General features: G+C 63.4%; 19 protein-coding genes. 6 read left to right on the forward strand and 13 right to left on the reverse strand.

What is annotated here, in order from left to right; translation table 11 throughout:
* Positions 1-11 precede the first annotated feature (11 nt).
* The 6 genes from IVB50_RS40830 to IVB50_RS40855 form a co-directional block, all read right to left on the reverse strand.
* Positions 12-1,229, reverse strand: a complete 1,218-nt coding sequence (locus tag IVB50_RS40830) for an FAD-dependent oxidoreductase (RefSeq protein WP_346771319.1) — start codon at positions 1,227-1,229, stop codon at positions 12-14.
* A gap of 10 nt (positions 1,230-1,239) precedes the next feature.
* Entirely contained in the window at positions 1,240-1,668 is a 429-nt protein-coding gene (locus IVB50_RS40835) for a globin family protein (RefSeq protein ID WP_026233298.1), read from the reverse strand.
* Between the two features lie 119 nt (positions 1,669-1,787).
* Positions 1,788-3,167 carry an MFS transporter gene (locus IVB50_RS40840; protein ID WP_018457089.1) on the reverse strand — a complete coding sequence of 460 codons (1,380 nt, stop codon included), beginning with the start codon at positions 3,165-3,167 and terminating at the stop codon, positions 1,788-1,790.
* Between the two features lie 338 nt (positions 3,168-3,505).
* Positions 3,506-4,300: an ABC transporter ATP-binding protein gene (locus tag IVB50_RS40845; RefSeq protein ID WP_085362269.1), complete on the reverse strand. Its 795-nt coding sequence runs from the start codon at positions 4,298-4,300 to the stop codon at positions 3,506-3,508.
* Between the two features lie 11 nt (positions 4,301-4,311).
* A complete protein-coding gene (gene ntrB / locus IVB50_RS40850) occupies positions 4,312-5,208 on the reverse strand; it encodes a nitrate ABC transporter permease (protein WP_085352122.1) in 897 nt (298 codons plus the stop codon).
* Between the two features lie 60 nt (positions 5,209-5,268).
* The gene (locus IVB50_RS40855; protein ID WP_085352121.1) at positions 5,269-6,588 is read right to left on the reverse strand and encodes a CmpA/NrtA family ABC transporter substrate-binding protein; all 1,320 of its coding nucleotides are present in this window, start codon (positions 6,586-6,588) and stop codon (positions 5,269-5,271) included.
* 675 nt (positions 6,589-7,263) lie between these two features.
* Here IVB50_RS40855 and IVB50_RS40860 point away from each other — a divergent pair.
* Together IVB50_RS40860 and IVB50_RS40865 are read left to right on the forward strand one after the other, a co-directional pair.
* Positions 7,264-8,103 (forward strand): formate/nitrite transporter family protein, encoded by an 840-nt coding sequence (locus tag IVB50_RS40860; RefSeq protein ID WP_018457093.1) that lies wholly within the window; start codon positions 7,264-7,266, stop codon positions 8,101-8,103.
* A gap of 55 nt (positions 8,104-8,158) precedes the next feature.
* Entirely contained in the window at positions 8,159-9,895 is a 1,737-nt protein-coding gene (locus tag IVB50_RS40865; protein WP_247300324.1) for a bifunctional protein-serine/threonine kinase/phosphatase, read from the forward strand.
* 23 nt (positions 9,896-9,918) lie between these two features.
* Here IVB50_RS40865 and IVB50_RS40870 read toward each other — a convergent pair whose 3' ends face one another.
* Both IVB50_RS40870 and IVB50_RS40875 read right to left on the reverse strand, forming a co-directional pair.
* Positions 9,919-10,593, reverse strand: coding sequence for an SDR family oxidoreductase (locus IVB50_RS40870; RefSeq protein WP_247300278.1), 675 nt, complete (start codon positions 10,591-10,593; stop codon positions 9,919-9,921).
* A 42-nt stretch (positions 10,594-10,635) separates the two neighbouring features.
* A complete protein-coding gene (locus tag IVB50_RS40875) occupies positions 10,636-11,505 on the reverse strand; it encodes an NmrA/HSCARG family protein (protein WP_247300280.1) in 870 nt (289 codons plus the stop codon).
* 101 nt (positions 11,506-11,606) lie between these two features.
* Between IVB50_RS40875 and IVB50_RS40880 the strand changes: the two genes are divergently transcribed.
* Positions 11,607-12,500 (forward strand): LysR family transcriptional regulator, encoded by an 894-nt coding sequence (locus IVB50_RS40880; RefSeq protein ID WP_247300283.1) that lies wholly within the window; start codon positions 11,607-11,609, stop codon positions 12,498-12,500.
* 30 nt (positions 12,501-12,530) lie between these two features.
* On the opposite strand, the gene IVB50_RS40885 is transcribed toward IVB50_RS40880, so the two are convergent.
* A complete protein-coding gene (locus tag IVB50_RS40885; protein WP_247300285.1) occupies positions 12,531-13,448 on the reverse strand; it encodes an intradiol ring-cleavage dioxygenase in 918 nt (305 codons plus the stop codon).
* A 171-nt stretch (positions 13,449-13,619) separates the two neighbouring features.
* Between IVB50_RS40885 and IVB50_RS40890 the strand changes: the two genes are divergently transcribed.
* Complete coding sequence (locus IVB50_RS40890) at positions 13,620-14,894, forward strand: serine hydrolase domain-containing protein (protein ID WP_085352118.1); 1,275 nt, start codon at positions 13,620-13,622, stop codon at positions 14,892-14,894.
* Between the two features lie 49 nt (positions 14,895-14,943).
* On the opposite strand, the gene IVB50_RS40895 is transcribed toward IVB50_RS40890, so the two are convergent.
* The 4 genes from IVB50_RS40895 to IVB50_RS40910 all read right to left on the reverse strand — a co-directional run bounded on the left by IVB50_RS40895 (position 14,944) and on the right by IVB50_RS40910 (position 18,466).
* Positions 14,944-16,263 carry a TRAP transporter large permease gene (locus IVB50_RS40895; protein ID WP_018457100.1) on the reverse strand — a complete coding sequence of 440 codons (1,320 nt, stop codon included), beginning with the start codon at positions 16,261-16,263 and terminating at the stop codon, positions 14,944-14,946.
* On the reverse strand, positions 16,260-16,775 hold the full coding sequence (locus tag IVB50_RS40900; protein ID WP_026233300.1) for a TRAP transporter small permease: 516 nt from the start codon (positions 16,773-16,775) through the stop codon (positions 16,260-16,262). The genes IVB50_RS40895 and IVB50_RS40900 overlap by 4 nt, the downstream gene beginning before the upstream one ends.
* 84 nt (positions 16,776-16,859) lie before the next feature.
* On the reverse strand, positions 16,860-17,858 hold the full coding sequence (locus IVB50_RS40905) for a TRAP transporter substrate-binding protein (RefSeq protein WP_018457102.1): 999 nt from the start codon (positions 17,856-17,858) through the stop codon (positions 16,860-16,862).
* A 374-nt stretch (positions 17,859-18,232) separates the two neighbouring features.
* Complete coding sequence (locus IVB50_RS40910) at positions 18,233-18,466, reverse strand: hypothetical protein (protein WP_026233301.1); 234 nt, start codon at positions 18,464-18,466, stop codon at positions 18,233-18,235.
* A 138-nt stretch (positions 18,467-18,604) separates the two neighbouring features.
* On the opposite strand from IVB50_RS40910, the gene IVB50_RS40915 reads away from it, so the two are divergent.
* Entirely contained in the window at positions 18,605-18,949 is a 345-nt protein-coding gene (locus IVB50_RS40915; protein WP_018457104.1) for a DUF1236 domain-containing protein, read from the forward strand.
* 346 nt (positions 18,950-19,295) lie between these two features.
* Positions 19,296-20,753: a sensor histidine kinase gene (locus IVB50_RS40920; protein ID WP_247300326.1), complete on the forward strand. Its 1,458-nt coding sequence runs from the start codon at positions 19,296-19,298 to the stop codon at positions 20,751-20,753.
* The last annotated feature ends 8 nt before the right edge of the window (positions 20,754-20,761 follow it).

Below are 20,761 nucleotides of genomic sequence, written 5' to 3' on the forward strand. Positions count from 1 at the left end.
AGCCGCCTCAATCAAGCCGCTTTGGAGGGACGCGCGAGCGCGCGGCCGAACATCATGTCGGTGCGGATCGCCGCCACCTTGTCACGATTGCGGATCAGCTCGAGATACCAGAGCGCATCGACGGTATCGCCGATCAGCACCGCGCCGGTGAGCCGGCCGTCGGAGATGACGAGCTTCTTGTAGGTGCCGCGCCTGCGGTCTGACAGCACGAGGCTCTCGCTGCCCTCCCCGCCCATGAAGTCGCCCGCGGAGAATACGCTGACGCCCGACACCTTCAGATTGGTCGAGACCACGCTGCCCTGATAGGCCGCGGGACGGCCCGCGAGATGCCGCGCCAGCACGCGCGCCTGCTCGTAGGCAGGCTCGACGAGGCCGTAGCAGGTGCCGCGATGCTCGGCGCATTCGCCAAGCGCGTAGATATCGGGTGACGCCGTCTGCATCTCGTCGTTGACGACGATGCCGCGGTTGACTGCGATGCCGGCGTCCTTTGCGAGCGCAATGTTGGGCCTGATGCCGGCGGCGAAGATCACCGCATCGGCCTCGATGCGGCTGCCGTCGGCAAGCTCGACCGCTTGGACATGACCTTCGCCGTGGATGCGCGCTGTGGATGCATTGAGCAGGATACGAATGCCCTTGCGCTCGACCAGTGTCTTGAGCAGGTCCGCGGCGGAGGCATCGAGCTGGCGCTCCATCAGCCGGTCCATCAGGTGCAGCAGCGTCACCGGCGCTCCGGCCTTGGCGAGGCCGTAGGCCGCTTCGAGTCCGAGCAGACCACCGCCGACCACGACGACGCGCTTCCTGGCGGCCGCGAGCGTCAGCAGCAGGTCGGCGTCGCGGGTATCGCGAAAGGTGTGCACGCCGGCGAGATCGGCGCCGGGCACGTTGAGCCGTAGCGGCGTCGAGCCGACGGCGAGCACGAGCTTGGAATATTCCATGCTCTCTTCGCCTTCGATCTTGAGCTCGCGTCGGCCGGTGTCGATCTCGGTGACCCGATAGCCGTAGCGCACCGTGACACCGCGATGGCGCCACCAGTCGGCGGGTCGGAGCTCGATCTCGTGCGAGCCGGTCTCGCCGGCCAGCACGGAGGAGAGCAGAACACGGTTGTAAGCGAGCCGCGGCTCTTCGCCGATGACGGCGACCGCGTAGCGGCCGAGTGCGGTCTTGGCGAGCTCGTCGACCAGACGCGCGGCCGCCATACCGTTTCCGACAATGACCAGCGGTTCACTCACAACGCATCTCCTATTCAGCGGCCTGCGACTGTGCGCCGTAGGCCTCGGACATCATGTAGCCGGACAACACGCCGTAGGCGTCGGTCCAGGCGGTAGCGAGTTCGGGCGTCCAGGCCTCGCCAAGGCCCTTCTCCAGGGTCCACAGCAAGGTCGCGCCAACCACGGGGTAGTGCTCGGCCTTGGCGCCGTAGCCGACGTGACGCTTCGCAAGCGCGGAGGCCGCCGGAAGAATCGAGTCCAGATTCGACAGACCGCCGACGACGGCGGCGAGCATGCCCATCAGCTTCTTGCGCTGCTCGGTCATGTCCTCGGGGAACATCGCGCGCACGGATGGCGCCACCTCGAACAGGCGATCGTAGAACAGCACCGCGGCCTGCGCGGAAATCGGCGCGACCTTGGCAAAGCTCTGCTGCACGAGGGTGATCTGTTCCGGCGTCATGATGTTCTCCTGCCTGTTGGGTTTGCCTTGGTGCGCGCCATTGCGAACCAGGTTCATTGTCAAACTGTCGGGCAATGCTTCTCCCCGCGTATGGGGAGAAGCGAGATTCGTACCAAGTATTAGACACGCGCGCCGGCGAGGCTTGACGCGCCTTCGCCCTGCGGGCTGCGACGCAGATAGAACCACCAGGTCAGCGCGAGGCAGGAGGCGTAGAAGCCGAGATAGATCGCGAGCGCGAGCTGCGGCCCGCCGGTCAGCGCGATCGACTTGCCGAACCCGGTCGGGATCAGATAGCCGCCAACGGCGCCGACCGCGCCGATGAAGCCGACCGCAGCACCGCTCTCGATGCTCGCCGTCTTCAAGGCGACCGCGCGCTCCGCATCGCCCTTGCCGCGCACCCTGAACAAATTCTGCTCGCGGAAGATCGACGGGATCATGCGGTAGGTCGAGCCGTTGCCGATGCCCGTCGTCACGAACAGGACCAGGAACATCGACAGAAAGCCGATGAAATCCTTGTGCCCGACGAAGTAGAGCACGCCGATCGTCGCGCCTGCCATGACAATGAAATTCCAGAACGTGATGACCGAGCCGCCGATCCTGTCGGCAAGCCAGCCGCCGAGCGGCCGCGACAGCGAGCCGACCAGCGGCCCCAGGAACGCGATCGCAATCGTCACTTGCGGGAACTGGGTCTTGATCAACAGCGGAAATGCAGCCGAGTAGCCGATGAAGGAGCCGAACGTGCCGATATAGAGATACGCCATGATCCAGGTGTGCTTGCGCCTGACCACGGCGAGCTGGTTCTTGATCGACGACTTGGCCGTGGTCAGGTTGTTCATGAAGAACACTGCGCCGAACACCGCGATCGCGATCGGCAGCACCCACATCAGGCCGGCGTTCTGGAGGAAGACGCCGTCGACGGGCGATGCCTGGAACAGGTTGATGACGGCGAGCGTCATCAGGATCGGGGTCAGGAGCTGCACGCTGGAGACGCCGATATTGCCGCCGGCCGCATTCAGTCCGAGCGCCCACCCCTTCATCCGGTCGGGGAAGAAGAACGAGATGTTCGTCATGCTGGAGGCAAAATTGCCGCCACCGAGACCGGCGGTCGAGGCAATCAGCAGCATCAGCCAGAACGGCGTGTCGGGCTGGCCGACGAAATAGGCCAGCGAAAGCGTCGGAATGAGCAGGATCGCCGCGCTGAAGATGGTCCAGTTGCGCCCGCCGAAGGTCGTCACCGCGAAGGTGTAGGGAAAGCGCATCAACGCGCCGATCAGCCCGGGCACCGCGACGAGCTGGAACAGCTGGTCGGTGGTGTAGTGGAAGCCCGCCTGCGGCAGCTTGGTGGTGACGATGCTCCAGATCAGCCAGACCGAGAAGCCGATATGTTCGGCCACGATCGACCAGATCAGGTTGCGTCGCGCGATAGTCTTGCCAGTCGCATTCCAGAACGCCTCATCTTCGGGGCGCCAGTCTGAAATCCAGGTTGGATTCTTCGTCATTGAGTATCCCTTCTTGCCTCACCGCTGCGTCGTTGCAGGCTCAGCCTCCGGCCACGGAGGCGCGCGCCGAGGCCAAGCCCCGGTGGCGAGTTCACGATGCTGATTGATGATGTTGAGGGACGTCGTCGTTGGCGTCGCGGTCGGTGTTTCAATTTCCGTGCCAACTGCGCGCATTCCGGAAACGCAGGAAATTCAGGAGCTTGTTCGTCGTGCCCCAAATTCTTGCAGCACTATTTCGCACGCAAATTTTGCGATTCGCTCAATCCCTGTGCGCCGCACAAGGATTGAGCTTGATGATTCAAAATTAGGCGTTGCGTGAGCACCTGTTGGTGACGCGCCTACGCGGCTTCGACGAAGCGATGACGCTCATAGAGGAATTCGAGCACGCGCTGCCGGCACTTCAGGTAAGTGACGTTGGTCGCGAGTTCGAGCCGCTTGCGCGGCCGCGCCAGCGGCACCTCCAGCACCTCGCCGATGCGCGCGCTCGGCCCATTCGTCATCATGACGATGCGATCGGACAGCAGCACCGCCTCGTCGACGTCGTGGGTGATCATCAGAATGGTGTTGCCGAGCTTCTGATGCAGCGCCATCACCGAATCCTGCAAATGCGCGCGGGTCAGTGCGTCGAGCGCGCCGAAGGGCTCGTCGAGCAGCAATACTTTCGGCTCCATGGCAAGCGCGCGGGCAATGCCGACGCGTTGCTTCATGCCGCCGGAGATTTCCGAGGGCCGCTTGTCCTTGGCATGGGCCATCTGCACGAGGTTGAGATTGTGCATGACCCAGGCGTCGCGTTCGGCGCGCTTCTTGGTCTTGGCGAAGACCTTGTCGACGCCGAGCCGGACGTTCTCGTACACGGTCAGCCATGGCAACAGGCTGTGGTTCTGGAACACCACCGCGCGATCCGGTCCCGGCGAGTTCACCTCGCGGTTCTCGAGCAGCACGCCGCCCATGGTGGCGTTGGTCAGGCCTGCGATGATGTTGAGCAGGGTCGACTTGCCGCAACCGGAATGGCCGATGATCGAGACGTATTCGCCCTTGTCGATGGTGAGATTGATATCCTTCAGCACCTCCGTGGAGGCTGCGCCGCGGGTGAAAATCTTGTCGATATGGTCGAGCTTCAGATAAGCGGTCATGTGCTTCCCCTTTAATTCAGCGCGGTGCCGCGGGTGACGATCTTGCCGGCGCCTGCGATCAGGCGGTCGAGCACGAAGCCGATGATGCCGACATAGAACAGCGCCAGGATGATTTCGCTGATATGCGAGGAGTTCCAGGCGTCCCAGATGAAGAAGCCGATGCCGACGCCGCCGATCAGCATTTCCGCGGCGACGATCGCGAGCCATGACAGGCCGATGCCGATGCGAAGTCCCGTGAAGATGTAGGGCGCGGCGGCAGGGATCATGATCTTGGCAAAGAACTCGAGCGGGTTGAGCTGCACCACTGCGGCGACGTTGCGATAGTCCTGCGGAATGTTGCGGATGCCGACCGCGGTGTTGATGATGATCGGCCAGACCGAGGTAATGAAGATGACGAAGATCGCCGACGGCTGGCCGTCACGGAAGGCCGCGAGCGAAAGCGGCAGCCAGGCCAGCGGTGGGATCGTGCGCAAGACCTGGAACAGCGGATCGAGCCCGCGCATGGCCCAGACCGACTGGCCGACTAGGACGCCGAGCGCGATGCCGGCGATGGCGGAGAGCGAATAGCCGAGCGCGACGCGCTGGAGACTGGCGGAGAGATGCCAGAACAGACCCTTGTCGATGCCGCCATGGTCGAAGAACGGATCGAGGATCAGCTCCTTGGTGTCCTTGAAGACTTTTGACGGCGGCGGCAGCGCCGAGCCGGCGCGACGGCAGACCAGCTCCCATATCAGCATGAGCAACGCGACCACGACGAGCGGCGGGATGACGCGCACGGCGGTCTCCCGCGCCATCCGCGCGTAAGTCTCCGATCGCGGCGGCCGCTTCGGTGTCATCGCGACGACCGGCGCGGCAGCGCTCGCAGGCTTCGCGGTCTCAACCTCGATCTTCGTGGCGGGCATGTTCATCGCAATATCTCTCCGGCTGCAAAAGACGATGCGGCCGCCCGGAGGCGGCCGCTGGCGCCATCAGACTTCGACGCGCTTGATCGCGAGCGACTTCAGATAGGCAGCGGGATTTTCCGGATCGAACACCTTGCCGTCGAAGAAGGTCTCCTTGCCGCGCGACGTAGAGGCCGGGATCTCCGCACTTGCGACGCCGAGCGTCTTGGCCGCATCGCGCCACATGTCCTCGCGGTTGACCTTGGCGATCAGCGCCTTGGTGTCGAAATTCGCCTCGTACTTGCCCCAGCGGATGTCCTCCGTGAGGAACCAGAGGTCGTGGCTCTGGAACGGATAGGAGGCGAAGTCGCGCCAATACTTCATGATGTGCGGGGAGTTCTCGACCACCTTGCCCGGGATGCCGTAGTCGAACTTGCCAGCGGTGCGGTCGAGCACGTCTTCGACGGGGCAGTTCATCCACTGCCGCTTGCCCATGATGGCGGCAAGCTCGGCCTTGTTCTCGGCCTTGTCCGACCATTGCTGCGCTTCCATCACCGCCATCAGCAGCGCCTTCGAGGCCTTTGGATATTTATCGACGAAGGCGGCGCGCATGCCGAAGGATTTTTCCGGATGCTTGTTCCAGAGTTCGCCGGTGTTGATGGCGGTGTAGCCGATGTTCTGATGGATCAATTGCAGATTCCAGGGCTCGCCGACGCAGAAGCAATCCATGGTGCCGACCTTCATGTTGGCCACCATCTGCGGCGGCGGCACCACGATGGTCTCGATGTCCTTGTCGGGATCGATCCCGCCGGCGGCGAGCCAGTAACGGATCCAGAGGTCATGCGTGCCGCCGGGGAAGGTCATCGCGGCCTTCACGGCCTTGCCCGAGGCCTTCTTCTTCTCCAGCGCCGCCTTGAAGGGCGTGGCGTCGACGCCGAGCTTCAGGTCGGCATATTCGTTGGCGACGGAGATGCACTGGCTGTCGAGATTGAGCCGCGCCAGGATGTACATCGGCGTTGGCTGATTGTTCTGCGTCACCTTGCCGGCCGAGATCAGATACGGCATCGGGGTGAGGATGTGCGCACCGTCGATGCCGTTGCCTTCTGAGCCGAGCACGAGATTGTCCCGCGTGGTGCCCCAGGAGGCCTGCTTCTGCACGTCGGTGTCGGGCATGCCGTATTTGGCGAACAGGCCCTTGTCCTTGGCGACGAACAAGGGGCCGGCATCGCTCAGCGCGATGAAGCCGAGCTTGGCACCCTTGACCTCGGGGCCGGCGTCCTGCGCGAAGGCGCCAGCGGGGAAATTGAGTTTTACGGCGGCCAGGAGTGCGGCGGTCGAGCCGGCGGCCTTCAACAATTGACGGCGGCTGAGGCCAGTGTCCGACGGCCGGCGGGTGCGCTTGGTCATAGGCGATATCGTCCTTTGCGTCGTTGCAGAATGATTGCGTCAGTGCACACGAGCAGCCCATCCGGTCCGGTGACGCCTGAAGCAGCGCATGCGAACGCGCGACGGGGAGACCCCCGTCTGGTGACGTCGGCAATTCGGATGAGAAGTCTCGCGGGACGGCTTCAATGGCGTCGGCCTGGAACTATTCAAGCTTCATGCCAAGCGCCACAACGCAGAAAATCTCGAAAGATCAATACGCTACAGGCAGCGCGCCAGTCTGTCGCAGGCCCGTTCCGCTCGCGAAATTTGCGGCCTGCTCAATATTTGTGCGGCGCACAACAGTTGTGCAGCAGCTCAAGCAAAAGGCCGCATCAAGCGCAAAAGCCGGGGCAGCCAAAGCTCTATCAGATTGATGTTGCTTGCTTTTTATGAGCCCAGCACGCGGCACGCAACTTGCTTCTCCATTTACGTCAATGAAGACTGCGGCTTTGCCGCATTGATGCAGGCGCTGGCGGCTGCATCCCGGAAGCTCAACTGCTTCGCGGCCCTCCTCGGCTCGGTCGTCGTGACGCAATCCCAAAGGCTTCCAACTCTCCATCGCCTCGTGCGCGGCAGGTCAGCCCGCACGGGCAGTGACGTTCAATCGCTCTCGCAGGAGGGCGAGATCTCTTTCTTAGGAAGCAAAAGGAACCATCGATGTCGTATCTCGCGCCTTCGGAATTCGTCACCAAGATGGTGGATGCGGGCGAGTCCAAAGTCTTCATGTCCACCCGGGATACCATCATCCGCGCCTACATGGCCGGCGCCATCCTGGCGCTCGCGGCATGGTTCGCCGTCACGATCAACGTGAACACGGGGCAGCCGCTGATCGGCGCGCTGCTGTTCCCGGTCGGCTTCGTCATGCTGTATCTGCTGGGCTTCGACCTCCTGACCGGCGTGTTCGTGCTCTCCCCGCTCGCCCTGATCGACAAACGCCCCGGCGTCACCATCGGTGGCGTCTTGCGCAACTGGGGCCTCGTCTTCGTCGGCAACTTCGCCGGCGCCTTCACCGTGGCCTTCATGATGGCTTTCGTCACGACCTTCGGCTTCACGCAGGACCCCGATAAGATCGGCACCGCGATCGGCAATATCGGCGAAGGCCGAACGCTGGGCTACGCTGCGCATGGCGCGGCCGGCATGGCGACGCTGTTCCTGCGCGGCATGCTTTGCAACTGGATGGTCTCGACCGGCGTGGTCGGCGCCATGATCTCGACCTCGGTCCCCGGCAAGGTCATCGCGATGTGGATGCCGATCCTGGTGTTCTTCTACATGGTGTTCGAGCATTCCGTCGTGAACATGTTCCTGTTCCCGTCGGGCCTGATGCTGCACGCAAAATTCTCGATCATGGATTACCTGATCTGGAACGAGATCCCGACCGTGCTCGGCAACCTCGTCGGCGGCCTCGCCTTCACCGGCATGACCCTCTACGCCACGCACGTCATGACCAAGCCGAAGCGCCAGGCCGGCAAGGCCACGTCGCCCCGCGTCGCGGCCTGATACGTCTCGACAGGAGAGCCTCGCCCGATCAGGGTGAGGCTCCCCTTTGCCGGTGATGACGATGACCCGCGGACTTCAGATCTCGGTCGGCCAGCATTCCGACAAGGGTCGCAAGCCCATCAACCAGGATTTTCACGGCGTCCTCGTTCCGGACGAGCCGATGCTCAGCCTGAAGGGCATTGCGGCCGTCCTCGCCGACGGCATCTCCAGCAGCACGGTGAGCCAGATCGCCAGCGAGTCGGCGGTCAAGAGCTTCCTGATGGACTATTATTGCACGTCGGAATCCTGGACGGTGAAGACCTCCGCCCGCCGCGTGCTGGACGCGACCAATTCCTGGCTCCACGCGCAGACGCGCAAGAGCCAATATGCCTATGACCGTGACAAGGGTTATGTCTGCACGCTGAGCGCCATGGTCATCAAGGCGACCACCGCGCACATCTTCCACGTCGGCGACTGTCGCGTCTACCGCGTGGCCGGCAAGGCGCTCGAACAGCTGACCGACGATCACCGGATCATCGTGTCCTCGGAGCAGACCTATCTCGGCCGTGCGCTCGGGATCAATCCGCAGCTCGAGATCGACTACCAGAGTTTCGAGATCGAGACTGGCGACACGTTCCTGCTGGCGACCGACGGCGCCTATGAATTCGTCGACGCGCGTTTTGTCACGAGTGCGCTCAGCGACCATGCAGCCGAGCTCGACGGAGCGGCGAAGGCGATCGTCGAGGAAGCCTACCGGCGCGGCAGCGACGACAACATCACAGTCCAGATCCTCCGCATCGATGCGGTGCCGCAGCGCGAGCCGGCCGGCATCTTCAACCAGACCTCCCAGCTGCCGCTTCCCCCGCTGCCGGAGCCGCGGGCCATCTTCGACGGCTACAGAATCGTCCGCGAAATCCACGCCAGCAGCCGCAGCCATATCTACCTTGCCGTCGACGCAGTGACCGAGGAGCCGGTCGCGCTGAAGCTTCCGTCGATCGATTTGCGCGACAATGCCGCCTACCTGAAGCGCTTCCTGATGGAGGAGTGGATCGCGCGCCGGATCGACAGCCCGCACGTGCTGAAGCCGCTGTCGCAGTCGAAACGGCGCGGTTACCTCTACGTCGCGACCGAATTCGTCGAAGGTCAGACCTTGCGGCAATGGATGACGGACAATCCGCGCCCCGATCTCGAAACCGTGCGCGGACTGGTCGAGCAAATCGCCGCGGGCCTGCGCGCCTTCCACCGCATGGAAATGCTGCATCAGGACCTCAGGCCCGACAACATCCTGATCGACAAGACCGGCACCGCGAAGATCATCGACTTCGGATCGGTCAAGGTGGCAGGCGTCGCGGAAGCCGCCCCGCAGGACGAGACCGACGAAATTCTGGGAACGGTCCAGTACACGGCGCCGGAATATTTTCTTGGGCAAGGCGGCTCGCCGCGCTCCGACATGTTTTCGCTCGCCGTGATCTGTTACCAGATGCTGACGGGAAAGCTTCCCTATGGCACCCAAATCGCCAGGATCCGGCGCAAGGCGGACGTGCGGAGGCTCAAATACCGCCCGGCCGATGACGACAGCAACGTGCCCGCCTGGGTCGACGGCGCGCTCAGACGTGCGCTGCATCCGGATCCCTACAAGCGGCACGAGGATCTGTCCGAATTCGTCTTCGAGCTTCGCACACCCAATCCGGCCTATCTCGACACGCGGATCACGCCGCTCTTGGAGCGCAGCCCGCTGATGTTCTGGAAATTGACCACGGCGGCGCTCGCCTGCGTCGTCGTGGTCCTGCTTGCGATGTTGCACGCGCGCTGATCCGGGTGTCGCCACGCAAAGCATCACCACGTGATCAGCGGAGACCGATGCAGCCAGGTATCGGCGCGCACTTGATCCAGCACGAATGTCGCAACGTCTTCGCGCGCGATGCTACCGCCATGGAAGCCCGAAAGATCCGTCAGGGCCCGGACCGAGCCGCGGCCGGGCTTGTTGTTCAGGATCGAGGGGCGAACCAGGACCCAGTCCAGCCCGCTGTCTTTGACGATTGCTTCCTGCCGGTCCTTGTCGGTGTACACCTTCTTCAGGAGAAGCGGAAAGATCACATTGTCGGCGACAAAGCCGCCGTGCCCGGCACTGTCGCCGGCGCCCATTCCGGTGATGCAAACCAGCCGCGAGACCTGCTCGGCCTTCATCGCGCTCACGAGTGCGCGCGTCGCGGTCGAGAGAAGCGTCACCTCGCGGAACGGGCTTACCGGTGTACCCAGCGCACTGACCACGGCCTCACGGCCTTTGAGGGCTGCGCGCAGGGCTGTTTCATCGCGGGCGTCTCCGACGATGAGCTTCGCCCCCGTGATGTCACGTGCCTTCTCGGCGGAACGCACCAGCACGGTGACGTCGTAGCCTCGCGCCACCGCCTGGTTGACGATCAGGCGACCGGTGGCACCGGTCGCTCCAAGCACCAATATCTTCGTCGCACCTTGCGGATCCGCCGGAACAGTGGCGATTGAAGAGGTCATGATGGGAGTCCTCGTTGTCGTGATGGGGACGTGCCCATGCCGTCAGGCAGAGGCCGCGATTTCGGAGACGAAGTCGCGATAGGAGCGCAGGGGGCGGCCCAACAACGCGGTCAGACGCTCGACGTCGCCGGCTTCGGGGACCATTCCCTCGGTGAGGAAACGCTCGCTCATCAGCCGCATGTCGTAGGCCATCCAGCTCGGCATGAACTGCCGGAGATTCTTCTCGAAGCCGGCGGTATCGTCACCGGGATAGGCGACCGTGCGGCCCAGCACCTCCGACCAGACCGCGGCGGCTTTCGCGCCGGTCAGCGTATCAGGACCGACGAGATTGATGCGCGTGAGCGGAAGCGGTGATGCGGCGCGCTCACGACGGATGAGCTCGAGGGCCGCGATCTCGCCGATGTCGCGCGCATCGATCATCGCGAGCCCCTTGCTCCCGATCGGCATCGGATAGATGCCGTATCCGGTCACCACGTCCTTGATCGTGACGTCGTTGTTCATGAAGTACGCCGGGCGCAGGATGGTGGCGTTGAAGCCCATCTGCTCGATCATCCGCTCGACGCCGAACTTGCCGGCAAAGTGCGGGACGTTCACGTAACGATCGCTGTGGATCACCGAGAGGTACACGACCCGCTCGACGCCAGCCTCGCGGGCGACGTTGAGCGCGATCAGCGCTTGCGTGAATTCATCCGGCACCACTGCGTTGAGCAGGAACAGGGTCGAGACGCCCTTGAATGCGCTGGGGAGCGAGTCGACGTCGAGCAGGTCGCCCTGCACGACGGTGACGCCTGCCGGGAGGTTTGCCTTGGCTGGATCGCGGGCGAGAGCACGGACATCGGCGCCGCGCTTGACGAGCTGTTCGACGACGTGGCGGCCGATGGTGCCGGTTGCACCGGTAACGAGGATGGTCATGGGGATCACTCCGGGTTGGGTCAGAAGACACCCGGAAATTAGCGATCCACAAACGAACCGATAGCCGCTATATCTGGACAGACCGTCTCACTGGTGGAACGATGGACCTGCTCGCACTCGCCGATTTCAATCTTGTCGCCCGGCACGGCGGGTTCGGACGGGCCGCGCGGGCCGCCGGACGCCCGAAAGCCACCCTGTCCCGGCGGGTCGCCGAGCTGGAAGCCGCGCTTGACCTCCGCCTGTTCGAGCGTGGCGCGCGGGCCCTGAAACTCACGCAGGAAGGACGTGCCCTTTACGAGCGGACGGGAGCCTTGCTCACAGAGCTCGACGAGACGGCGACAGCGATCGCGTCGGGTGGGGACAGGCCGCGGGGGCGCTTGCGGATCAGCGCGCCTATGCTGTTCTCGCAGACTGCAATGGGAAACCTCGCGGCCGGGTTCGCGCTCAGATACCCGGAGGTCCGTCTTGAGGTCACGACGGAAGATCGCTCCGTCGACATGGTGGAGGAAGGGTATGACCTCGTCATCCGGGTCAATCCCGATCCAGATGACAGCCTTGTCGGACGAATTTTTCTGCGCGATCGGCTGGTGGTCGTGGCAAGCCCGGACCTGAAACGACCGAGGGAGGGTATCGCTGTGCCGGCTGTCATGCGCGGACCAAGCGACCAGCTGACAAGCTGGGCAGTGACGATGCCAGGCGGAAGATCGCGGATCGCGATTGATCCGGTCCTTCGCCTGTCATCGCTCGTCATGGTCCGCGACGCGGTCCGGGCCGGCGTCGGCGCCGCGCGCCTTCCGGTGTCACTGGTCAGTCACGACCTGACTGTCGGCACGCTGGTACATTGGGGCGACATCGACGGACCAGAGATCGCGTTGTGGACGCTCTATCCATCACGCCGGCTCCTGAGCGCGCGGGTATCCGCCTTCCTCGACTTCATGAAAGAAGCCTTTCCGATGGGGACGCCTGACGAGCTGGCAGCCTTTATCGGGAGATGAGGCGCGGCGCTCGCCGCTCGCGCCTCACGGTCAGGCCGGCTCCTCCGCCTTCATCCCTAGCGGCTTCGGCGCCATGCCGCCGCCGGGCTTGAGGTGGAATTCGTAGCTCATCAGGTGCCACTGCCCGTTGGCCTTGGTGCCGTCGGGCATCGCCGCATCGTTGCGCGGCTCGACCTTGGCGACGAGGTCGTCCTTCACGCCGAACACAACGTCGGAATCCAGATATTTGTCGCCGTCCATGAAGACGTGGGTGATCAGCGGCTCGTAGCCCTTGGCATTGACCAGGAAGTGCACATGCGCCGGGCGCATCGGGTGGCGGTTGGTCTGCACGATCATCTCGCCGACCGGCCCGTCGGTCGGGATCGGGTAGCTGCACGGCAAGATGGTGCGGAAGAAGAAGCGGCCGTCGCTGTCGGTGATGAAGCGCGCCCGCGCCGAGGCGCCGACCTCGTCATAGTTCGGCTTCTGCGAGTCGTAGAAGCCGTCATCGTCGGCATGCCAGACGTCGACGGGGACATTCGCGAGCGGCTTGCCCTTGAGATCGGTGACACGGCTCTGCACGAACATCCGTTCGCCGGTTTGATTGTTCGGAGAGATGTCGGTGCCGTGCGCCGTCACCTTGTGCTCGCCGACATAGAACGGCCCGAGCACGGTAGTCTGGGTGGCGCCCTCGCGCTCGCGGTGGTTGACCGCATCGACCAGCATGGAGACGCCGAGGACGTCGGACAGGAGGATGAATTCCTGCCGGGTGTCCGTGCATTTCTGGCCGGTGCGGGTCAGGAAATCGATGGCGTATTCCCACTCCTCGAAGGTGAGGCCGGTCTTGGTCACGTAATCGTGCAGCGACTTCACCAATTCCTGGAGCAGGAATTTCGCGCGGGGGTCGGGTGTCCGGTCAAAGCTCCGGACGACGGCTTCGGTGAGTTCGGTCTCGTTGAACTGGGTCATGGTGCGTTTGCCTGCGTTTTCTCATTGGCCCGTCGGGGATCTTTTGGGCTGCTTGGAGGCGTTCCAACGTGAAGCCTACACCAAACAGCCGGCCGGCGTTAAGCGCGACCGGGTTGGAATGAGACCGCCATATCGGCTATCAACGTCGGACAAAACTGCCCGGAGGAACTGATGCTCGCCCCCACCCCCGCCTCGCCCGAATCCGTGGGCATGTCCAAGGCCGCGCTCGACCGCGTCGATGCGCATCTGAAGAGCCGGTACATCGATGCCGGTCGCTTCCCGGGCACGCATCTCCTGGTCTATCGCCGTGGCAAGATCGCCCACAGTACGGTGCAGGGTTTTGCCGACGTCGAGCGCAAGCTGCCCGTCAAGGACGACACGATCTATCGCATCTATTCCATGACCAAGCCGCTCACCAGCGTCGCCTTCATGATGCTGGTCGAGCAAGGCCTCGTCGCGATCGATGAGCCGGTCGCCAAGTACATTCCGGAATGGAAGGATCTCGGTGTGTTCGTCGCCGGCACTGCGCCTTCCTTCCTGACCCGGCCGCCGTCGCGGCCGATGCTGATCGTCGACCTCCTGCGCCACACCTCCGGCCTCACCTACGGCTTCCAGCAGCGCTCGAACGTCGATGCCGCCTACCGCGCCGAAAAGATCGGCGAGGTCGAGAAATCCGGCACGCTCCAGACCATGATCGAGAGCCTTGCAAAAATCCCGCTGGAGTTCTCGCCGGGCGAGGCCTGGAATTACTCGGTTTCGACCGACGTGCTCGGCTACCTCATTGGCAAGATCTCCGGCATACCCTTCGAGCAGTTCCTGAAACAGCGCATTCTCGATCCACTCGGCATGACCGACACTGATTTCCACGTGCCGGCTTCCAAGGCCCACCGGTTCGCTGCCTGTTACTCGGCCGACCCGGGTGGCGGCATGACCTTCCATGCCGGCCAGCGCCGCGAGGGCCTGACGTTGCAGGATGATCCAACCAAGAGTTCGTTCCTCTCACCGCCGTCCCTGATTTCGGGCGGCGGCGGGCTGTGCTCGACGACGGCCGACTATCTCACCTTCTGCCGTGCGCTGCTCAATGGCGGCGAACTCGGCGGCGTCAGGTTGATCGGGCCGAAGACGCTGGCGCTTATGACGACCAACCACATTCCGGGTGGACGCTCGCTGCCGGAAGTGTCGCGCTCGCTGTTCGCGGAAGCCGCCTACAACGGCATCGGCTTCGGCCTCGGCTTCGCCGTGACGATGCGCCCGGCCGAGACGCTGGTCGCCGGCAGCCCCGGTGAATACAATTGGGGCGGCGCGGCCACGACTTCGTTCTGGATCGACCCGGCCGAAGAATTGATCACCATCTTCATGACGCAGGTGCTGCCGTCGAGCGCCTACCCGCTCCGGCGCGAGCTGCGCAGCATGGTCTACGCTGCGATCACCGAGAGCAATCTCTGAGAAAAATGCACCGATTCCGCGGCATCAGAGCCGCGGGATCAAGCCCCGCTCATTTCAACATCTCCGGCACGATCAGGCGCGGCAGGAACAGGGAAACGCTGGGCCAAATAATGAGCGCCGCCAGCACGAGCAGCATGGGGATCAGCATGATCACCGTGTCCTTAAGCGCATAGCGCAGCCGTACCCCGGCGATCGAGCAGGCGATCATCAAGCAGAGGCCATAAGGCGGCGTCACCAATCCGAAGGCGAGCGAGACGATCGAGATGATCGCAAACTGCACCGGATGAAGGTCGACCGATTTCGCCAGCGGTTCGAGAACGGTGCCGACGATGATGATCGCCGGAATGGCGTCGAGGAAGCAGCCCACCACCAGAAAGCAGAACGCGATGAAGAAGCCGGCCCCGATCGCGCCCATGCCCCAGGTCGAGACGTTAGCCAGCAGTTCCTGCGGAATCCTGTAATAGGCCAGCAGCCAGCCGAACGCGCTCGCGGTACCGACGCAGAACAGCGCCACGCCGGCAAGGCGCCCGGTATCGAGCAGCGCCTTGTAGAGTTCGCGCGCGCCGGTTTCACGGTAGAAGAACGTCGACAGCGCCACGGAATAGAGCACTGCGACGCAGGCGGATTCGGTCGCGGTGAACCACCCCAGCAGGATGCCGCCGACAATGATGAACGGCGTCATAAGCGCCGGTATCGAGCGCCAGATGGCGCAGCACATCTCCCTCCAGGTGTCCTTCGGATAGGTCGGATAGCCCCGGCGCACGGCATAGATATGCACTGTTGCCATCTGCGCGCCCGCGATTAGCAATCCCGGCACGATGCCTGCGAGGTACATCGCGGCGATCGAGGTCGAGATCAGTCCGCCCCACACGATCATCAGGATCGAGGGTGGGATGATGACGGCGAGCACGGCCGAGACCGCGGTGATGGCGATCGAGAACGAGAGGTCGTAGCCCTCCTTGGTCTGGGCATCGATGAATATCTTGGACTGGCTCGCCGCGTCCGCGGTGGAGGATCCGGAGATGCCGGCAAAGAACACCGACAGCACCACGTTGATCTGCGCCAGCGACCCCGGCCAGTGCCCGACCATCGAGCGGGACAGCGCGACCAGCCGGTCGGTGATGCCGCCGATGCTCATCAGATTGGCGGTGAGCAGGAAGAACGGGACCGCTAGCAGGATGAATGAATTGTAGGCGTTGAAGGTTTCCTGCGCGAGCGTCATCAGCGACAGATGCGGCTCGATCAGCAGGATCGGCACGCAGGCAAGGCCAAGCGCGAAGGCGACCGGGACGCGGATGATGAGCAGGCCAACGAAAGTACCGAACAGGACCATTGCGGCCTGCCCGGCAGAAAGAACATTGCCGCTCATTGATTTGCCCCAAACAAAATCCGCATCTCGTCGACGATCTGTTCACCGGCGAACACGATCCAGGTCACGCCGGAAATCGGCCAGGCGACGTGGATCAGCCAAAGCGGCAGATCGGCCAGCTCCGAAGTTCTGTTCCAGGCAAAGCGGGTGAACTCGATTCCGGCGGTTACGAACACCAGTGCCAGCGCCAGCACGCCGAGCCGCGCGAGAATCCGGACCATGGCTTCGCTTCGGCGTGACAGGTCAGGCCAGACGTCGACTTCAAAATGCTGCGACTCTCTGATGCCGACCATGGCGCCAATCATGATCGTCCAGATGAACATGAACCGCGCCATCTCCTCGGTCCAGATGTAGGACGGAATCAAAGGCGTGTAGCGCGAGATGATCTGCAACGTGACCGGAATGACCAGCATACCGACGGAGGCGGCGAGCAGGATTTCCAGCAGTTTTGCATAGGCCGCCGTTGCTCGGCGCCATGGCGACGGGTTCGGTGGCATCGATATTTCAGTCATCACGACTCCGGGGGATCACAATCACGCAATGGGGCAAGCCGTCTGGCTTGCCCCGACGTCCTGTCGCGTGGGCGGCGACAGTTTTCAGACGACGTTGATCTTCTCGAAAATGCCTTCCGCGCCAATTTCCTTGGCGTAGGTGGCCATCACGGGATCGGCGAGCTTCTTCATGGCGTCCCGTTCTTCGAAGGGAACGCGCTTGAGCTTCCCGGCCTTCTCCAGCGTGTCGAGCTTGACGACTTCTTCACTCGACTCCAGTTGTCGGCCGTAGTCGCCGGCCTCCTTGCCGGCCTTCATGATCGCGTCCTGCAACTCCTTCGGCAAGGTCTTTAGCGTCTTCACCGAGAAGCAGATCGGCCGGATCGACACGGCGTGTTGGGTCAGGTTGAGATGCGGAGCCACTTCGTAGAACTTCATCGCCTCGACGCCGGCCGCCTCGTTCTCGCCGGCCGCAATCACGCCGTTCTGGATCGCGTTGTAGATTTCGTTGTAGGCGATCACCGTCGGGCTCATGCCCACGGCCGCAAAGGTCTTCGACCAGATCGGCGCGCCCTGTACGCGCACCTTGAGTCCCCTAAGGTCGGCGAGAGTCTTGAGCGGCTTGTTGGCGAAGATATTGCGGATGCCACCGCCGGAATAGCCGATCAGAACGACCTCGGCCTTGGACGCGACTTCGTCGGCGATCGGCGCCAGGATATTGGCTTCGACGACCTTGTTCATGTGGTCGATGCCCTTGAACACGAAGGGCGCGTCGATGAACGGGGCCGCCTTGGCGAAGGTCGACATGTGAGCCGGCGAGACGATGCCGTAATCGACGGCTTTGCCCTGCGACATGTACTCGAAATATTGCTTTTCGAGGCCAAGCGAGGAATTCCTGTGCAGTGTGAAGTTGACGGGCTTGCCGTAGTACTTCTTGACCAGCTCTTCGAACCGGAGCAGGGCCCGGTTGAAGGCGTGGTCGTCGTTGAACTGGACCGCGCCGTTCAATGTGATCGGCGACTGTGCCCTGACGATTGACGGCATGCCCATCGCAGCCGCCGCAGTGGTCGCGCCGAGCCCAGCGAGAAATGATCTTCGCTTCATCGTCTCCCCTCCTTTTGATGCTCCGGCCCTGTCGCCGGGCCGTGAGCGCAGCCGGTATGCGGCTTGCGAGTGGGAAGCGTATGGAAAACCTCGGCGGGACGGAAGTCATTTCACGCGCGCGGGAGGCCCTCTTCGTCGCAGGGCCACCCCTTTCGCGAACTGCTGCACTGCAACTTGCGCTCCTGCCGGTGCGTGGCAGGCCGAGGGGAGCAGCCTCTCTTAGCAGACAGACGGCGTGCGGGCCCGTGCGCTGCACGCACAGACCCGCCTTCCACTGCCGCTTAGTGCATGTGGCCGATCAGATAGATGCCGCCGCCGATCACCAGCACGGCCGGCACGGCCCAGAGAATCAGAACTGGCATTTGTCATCCTCCTCAGTTGGACGTGCAGACCTTGACGGTCTTCATGCCGGCTTCAGCTTCGGTGCGCGATTTGTAGATCGCGCCCGATGGGCTGACGACGGTCATGGACGTGTCCGTCGGCTTCTTGTCGACGATTGTGCACTTCTTCGTCTTGACGTCCTGCACGACATAGAACTCGTCGGCCGCGAACGCCGGCAGGGATATTGCGGAAAGCATCAATGCTGCAGTTACTATCTTCAACTTCATTTGTTAGTCCTCCTCCAGAGCCCGAGCCGTCAGCCCGGTCATCTACAAACGGGAAAAAGCGGCAATTAGTTCCCTGAGCCGGGAACGCTGTCCGCAATGAGGGGTTGTTGCGGCGCATGTTCAAACGAGGAGAACGAGATGAAGAAGTTGTTCCTGCTTTCCGCCGCGGCGGTCCTGATGTCGACCGGTGCTTTCGCGCAATCGACCGTCGTGACGACGACCGGGACGGGCCACGCGGCGGCCGTCCAGATCGAGCCGCAGTACCGAACCAAGATCAAATCCTACGTCACCGAGCATCGCATTCGCCCGGTGACCACGAAGGAAAAGATCGTTGTCGGTGCGGCGGTGCCGAGCGACGTCGAGCTTGAGGCCGTTCCCGCAGACTGGGGTCCGTCGCTGACGAAGTATCGCTACGTCTACTCCGGCGATCGCGTGATGCTCGTCGATCCCGGTACGCGCACGGTCGTTCAGGAAATTGATTGATCCAGGTGTAAGGGGGCCGCCTTGAGGCGGCCTCCCTCTCTGGGAGTTGACATTATGAAATCGCATCGAGAGGCCCGGATCGCCGGGCTCAGCCTGGCGGCCGTGTACGCCATGTGTCTCCTACTGACCGCAATCAGCATGAGCTGAGGCGCAGCCGCGGACCGCGCTGCAAAATCTTCTTCCTGGGCGGCGCGTCCGAACGCAAAAATTATTGGCGTAGCGCAAATCCCGCCCCTATGGTCTCCCAAAATCATAAATCCGGCGCTCCCCTGCGCTGGAACCGGGACGCCCGCGTTTGTCAAAGCTCACTTTGCCGGTCCGGCTCGCTCTTCTGGTGACGGGAACGATGTTGCCGCTGATCGTCTTCGCGGTCGGCATTGCCGTCTACAATTACAAACAGGACCGCAACGACGCGACCCGCCGCGTGCTGGAGAATGTGCGCAGCATGCGCCTCGTGCTGGACTCCGAGGTGCAGCGGATGACCGGCGGCCTGCAGGTGCTTGCACTGACGAATTCGCTGCGCAACGACGACTTCCAGAGCTTCCGCCGCATCGCGCTCGGCTTCGTCGACCAGTACGGCAAAGGCGGCCTCGTGCTGATCTCCGATCGCAAGGGCCGGCTGTTGTTTTCCTCCGCGACCGAGGACACCGCAAGCCTGCCGCCACGCGGTCATCTTGAGATCATCGAGAAGGTGTTTGCGACCAGGTCGCCGCAATATTCCGACCTGTTCACCGGCGCGATCAACGGCCGGCAGGTGCTTACGGTCGAGGTTCCGGTGCTCCGCGACGGCGAAGTGATCTACGACCTCTGCTTCAGCCCGCCGGTCAGCACCTTTCAGGACCTGGTGGAAAAGCAACGGCCCGACCGGGATTGGACGGTCTCCCTGCTCGACACCAAGGCTATCGTGTTCGCGCGCACGCCGAACCCTACGGAGATCTTTGGCAAACGGGCTACCGGCGCACTGTACGAGAGTATGTTGCGCACGCCGGAAGCCGCACTCTCGACGGTTTCGCTCGACGGCGTCGCGTTGTCCACCGTCTATACGAGGTCGCGGCTGACCGGCTGGACCATCGTGGCCGGCGTCGCCGAGACCTCGCTAATCGCTCCGCTCTGGCGCAACATCGCGATCACCAGTTTTATCGGCGGCGTCCTGCTGCTGACCGGCCTGACCTTCGCGGTCCGGATGGCGACCACGATCGCGCGCGGCGAGATGCTGCACGATCTCCTGATCGACGAGCTCAACCATCGCGTCAAGAACACGCTCGCGTTGATGCAGGCGATCGCGGTGCAGACCTTCCGCAGCGCCAGCCGGGACGAGCGGGTAAAATTCGAGGGCCGGCTCGGCGCGCTGGCCGAGGCGCATAATTTGCTCAGCCAGGAGAAATGGGCGGGCTCCGAGCTGCGGGACGTGATCGCCCGCGCGCTCCAGCCGTTCCTGCTGAATAATCCGGAGCGCATCCGCATGGCCGGACCCGCGGTGCCGCTGTCGCCGCGGCTCGCCGTGGTGCTGTCGATGATCGTGCACGAGATCGCCACCAACGCGGCGAAATACGGCGCGCTATCCAACGAGACCGGCCGGGTGACGCTGGAGTGGCAGGTCGTCGCCGATGCGCCGAAGCCGCGGCTGCGCCTGATCTGGACCGAGATCGGCGGACCGCCGGTGACGGCGCCGGTGCAACGCGGCTTCGGCTCGCGCCTGATCGAGCGCAGCGCGCGCGACCAGCTCGGCGGCGAGGCAACGGTCGACTTCCTGCCCCGCGGCGTGGTCTGCACGGTGATTTGCGCGCTGGACGAGGCGCGATGAACGGAGGC

It is taken from the genome of Bradyrhizobium sp. 87 (genome assembly GCF_023073015.1).
Classification (GTDB): Bacteria; Pseudomonadota; Alphaproteobacteria; order Rhizobiales; family Xanthobacteraceae; genus Bradyrhizobium; species Bradyrhizobium canariense_D.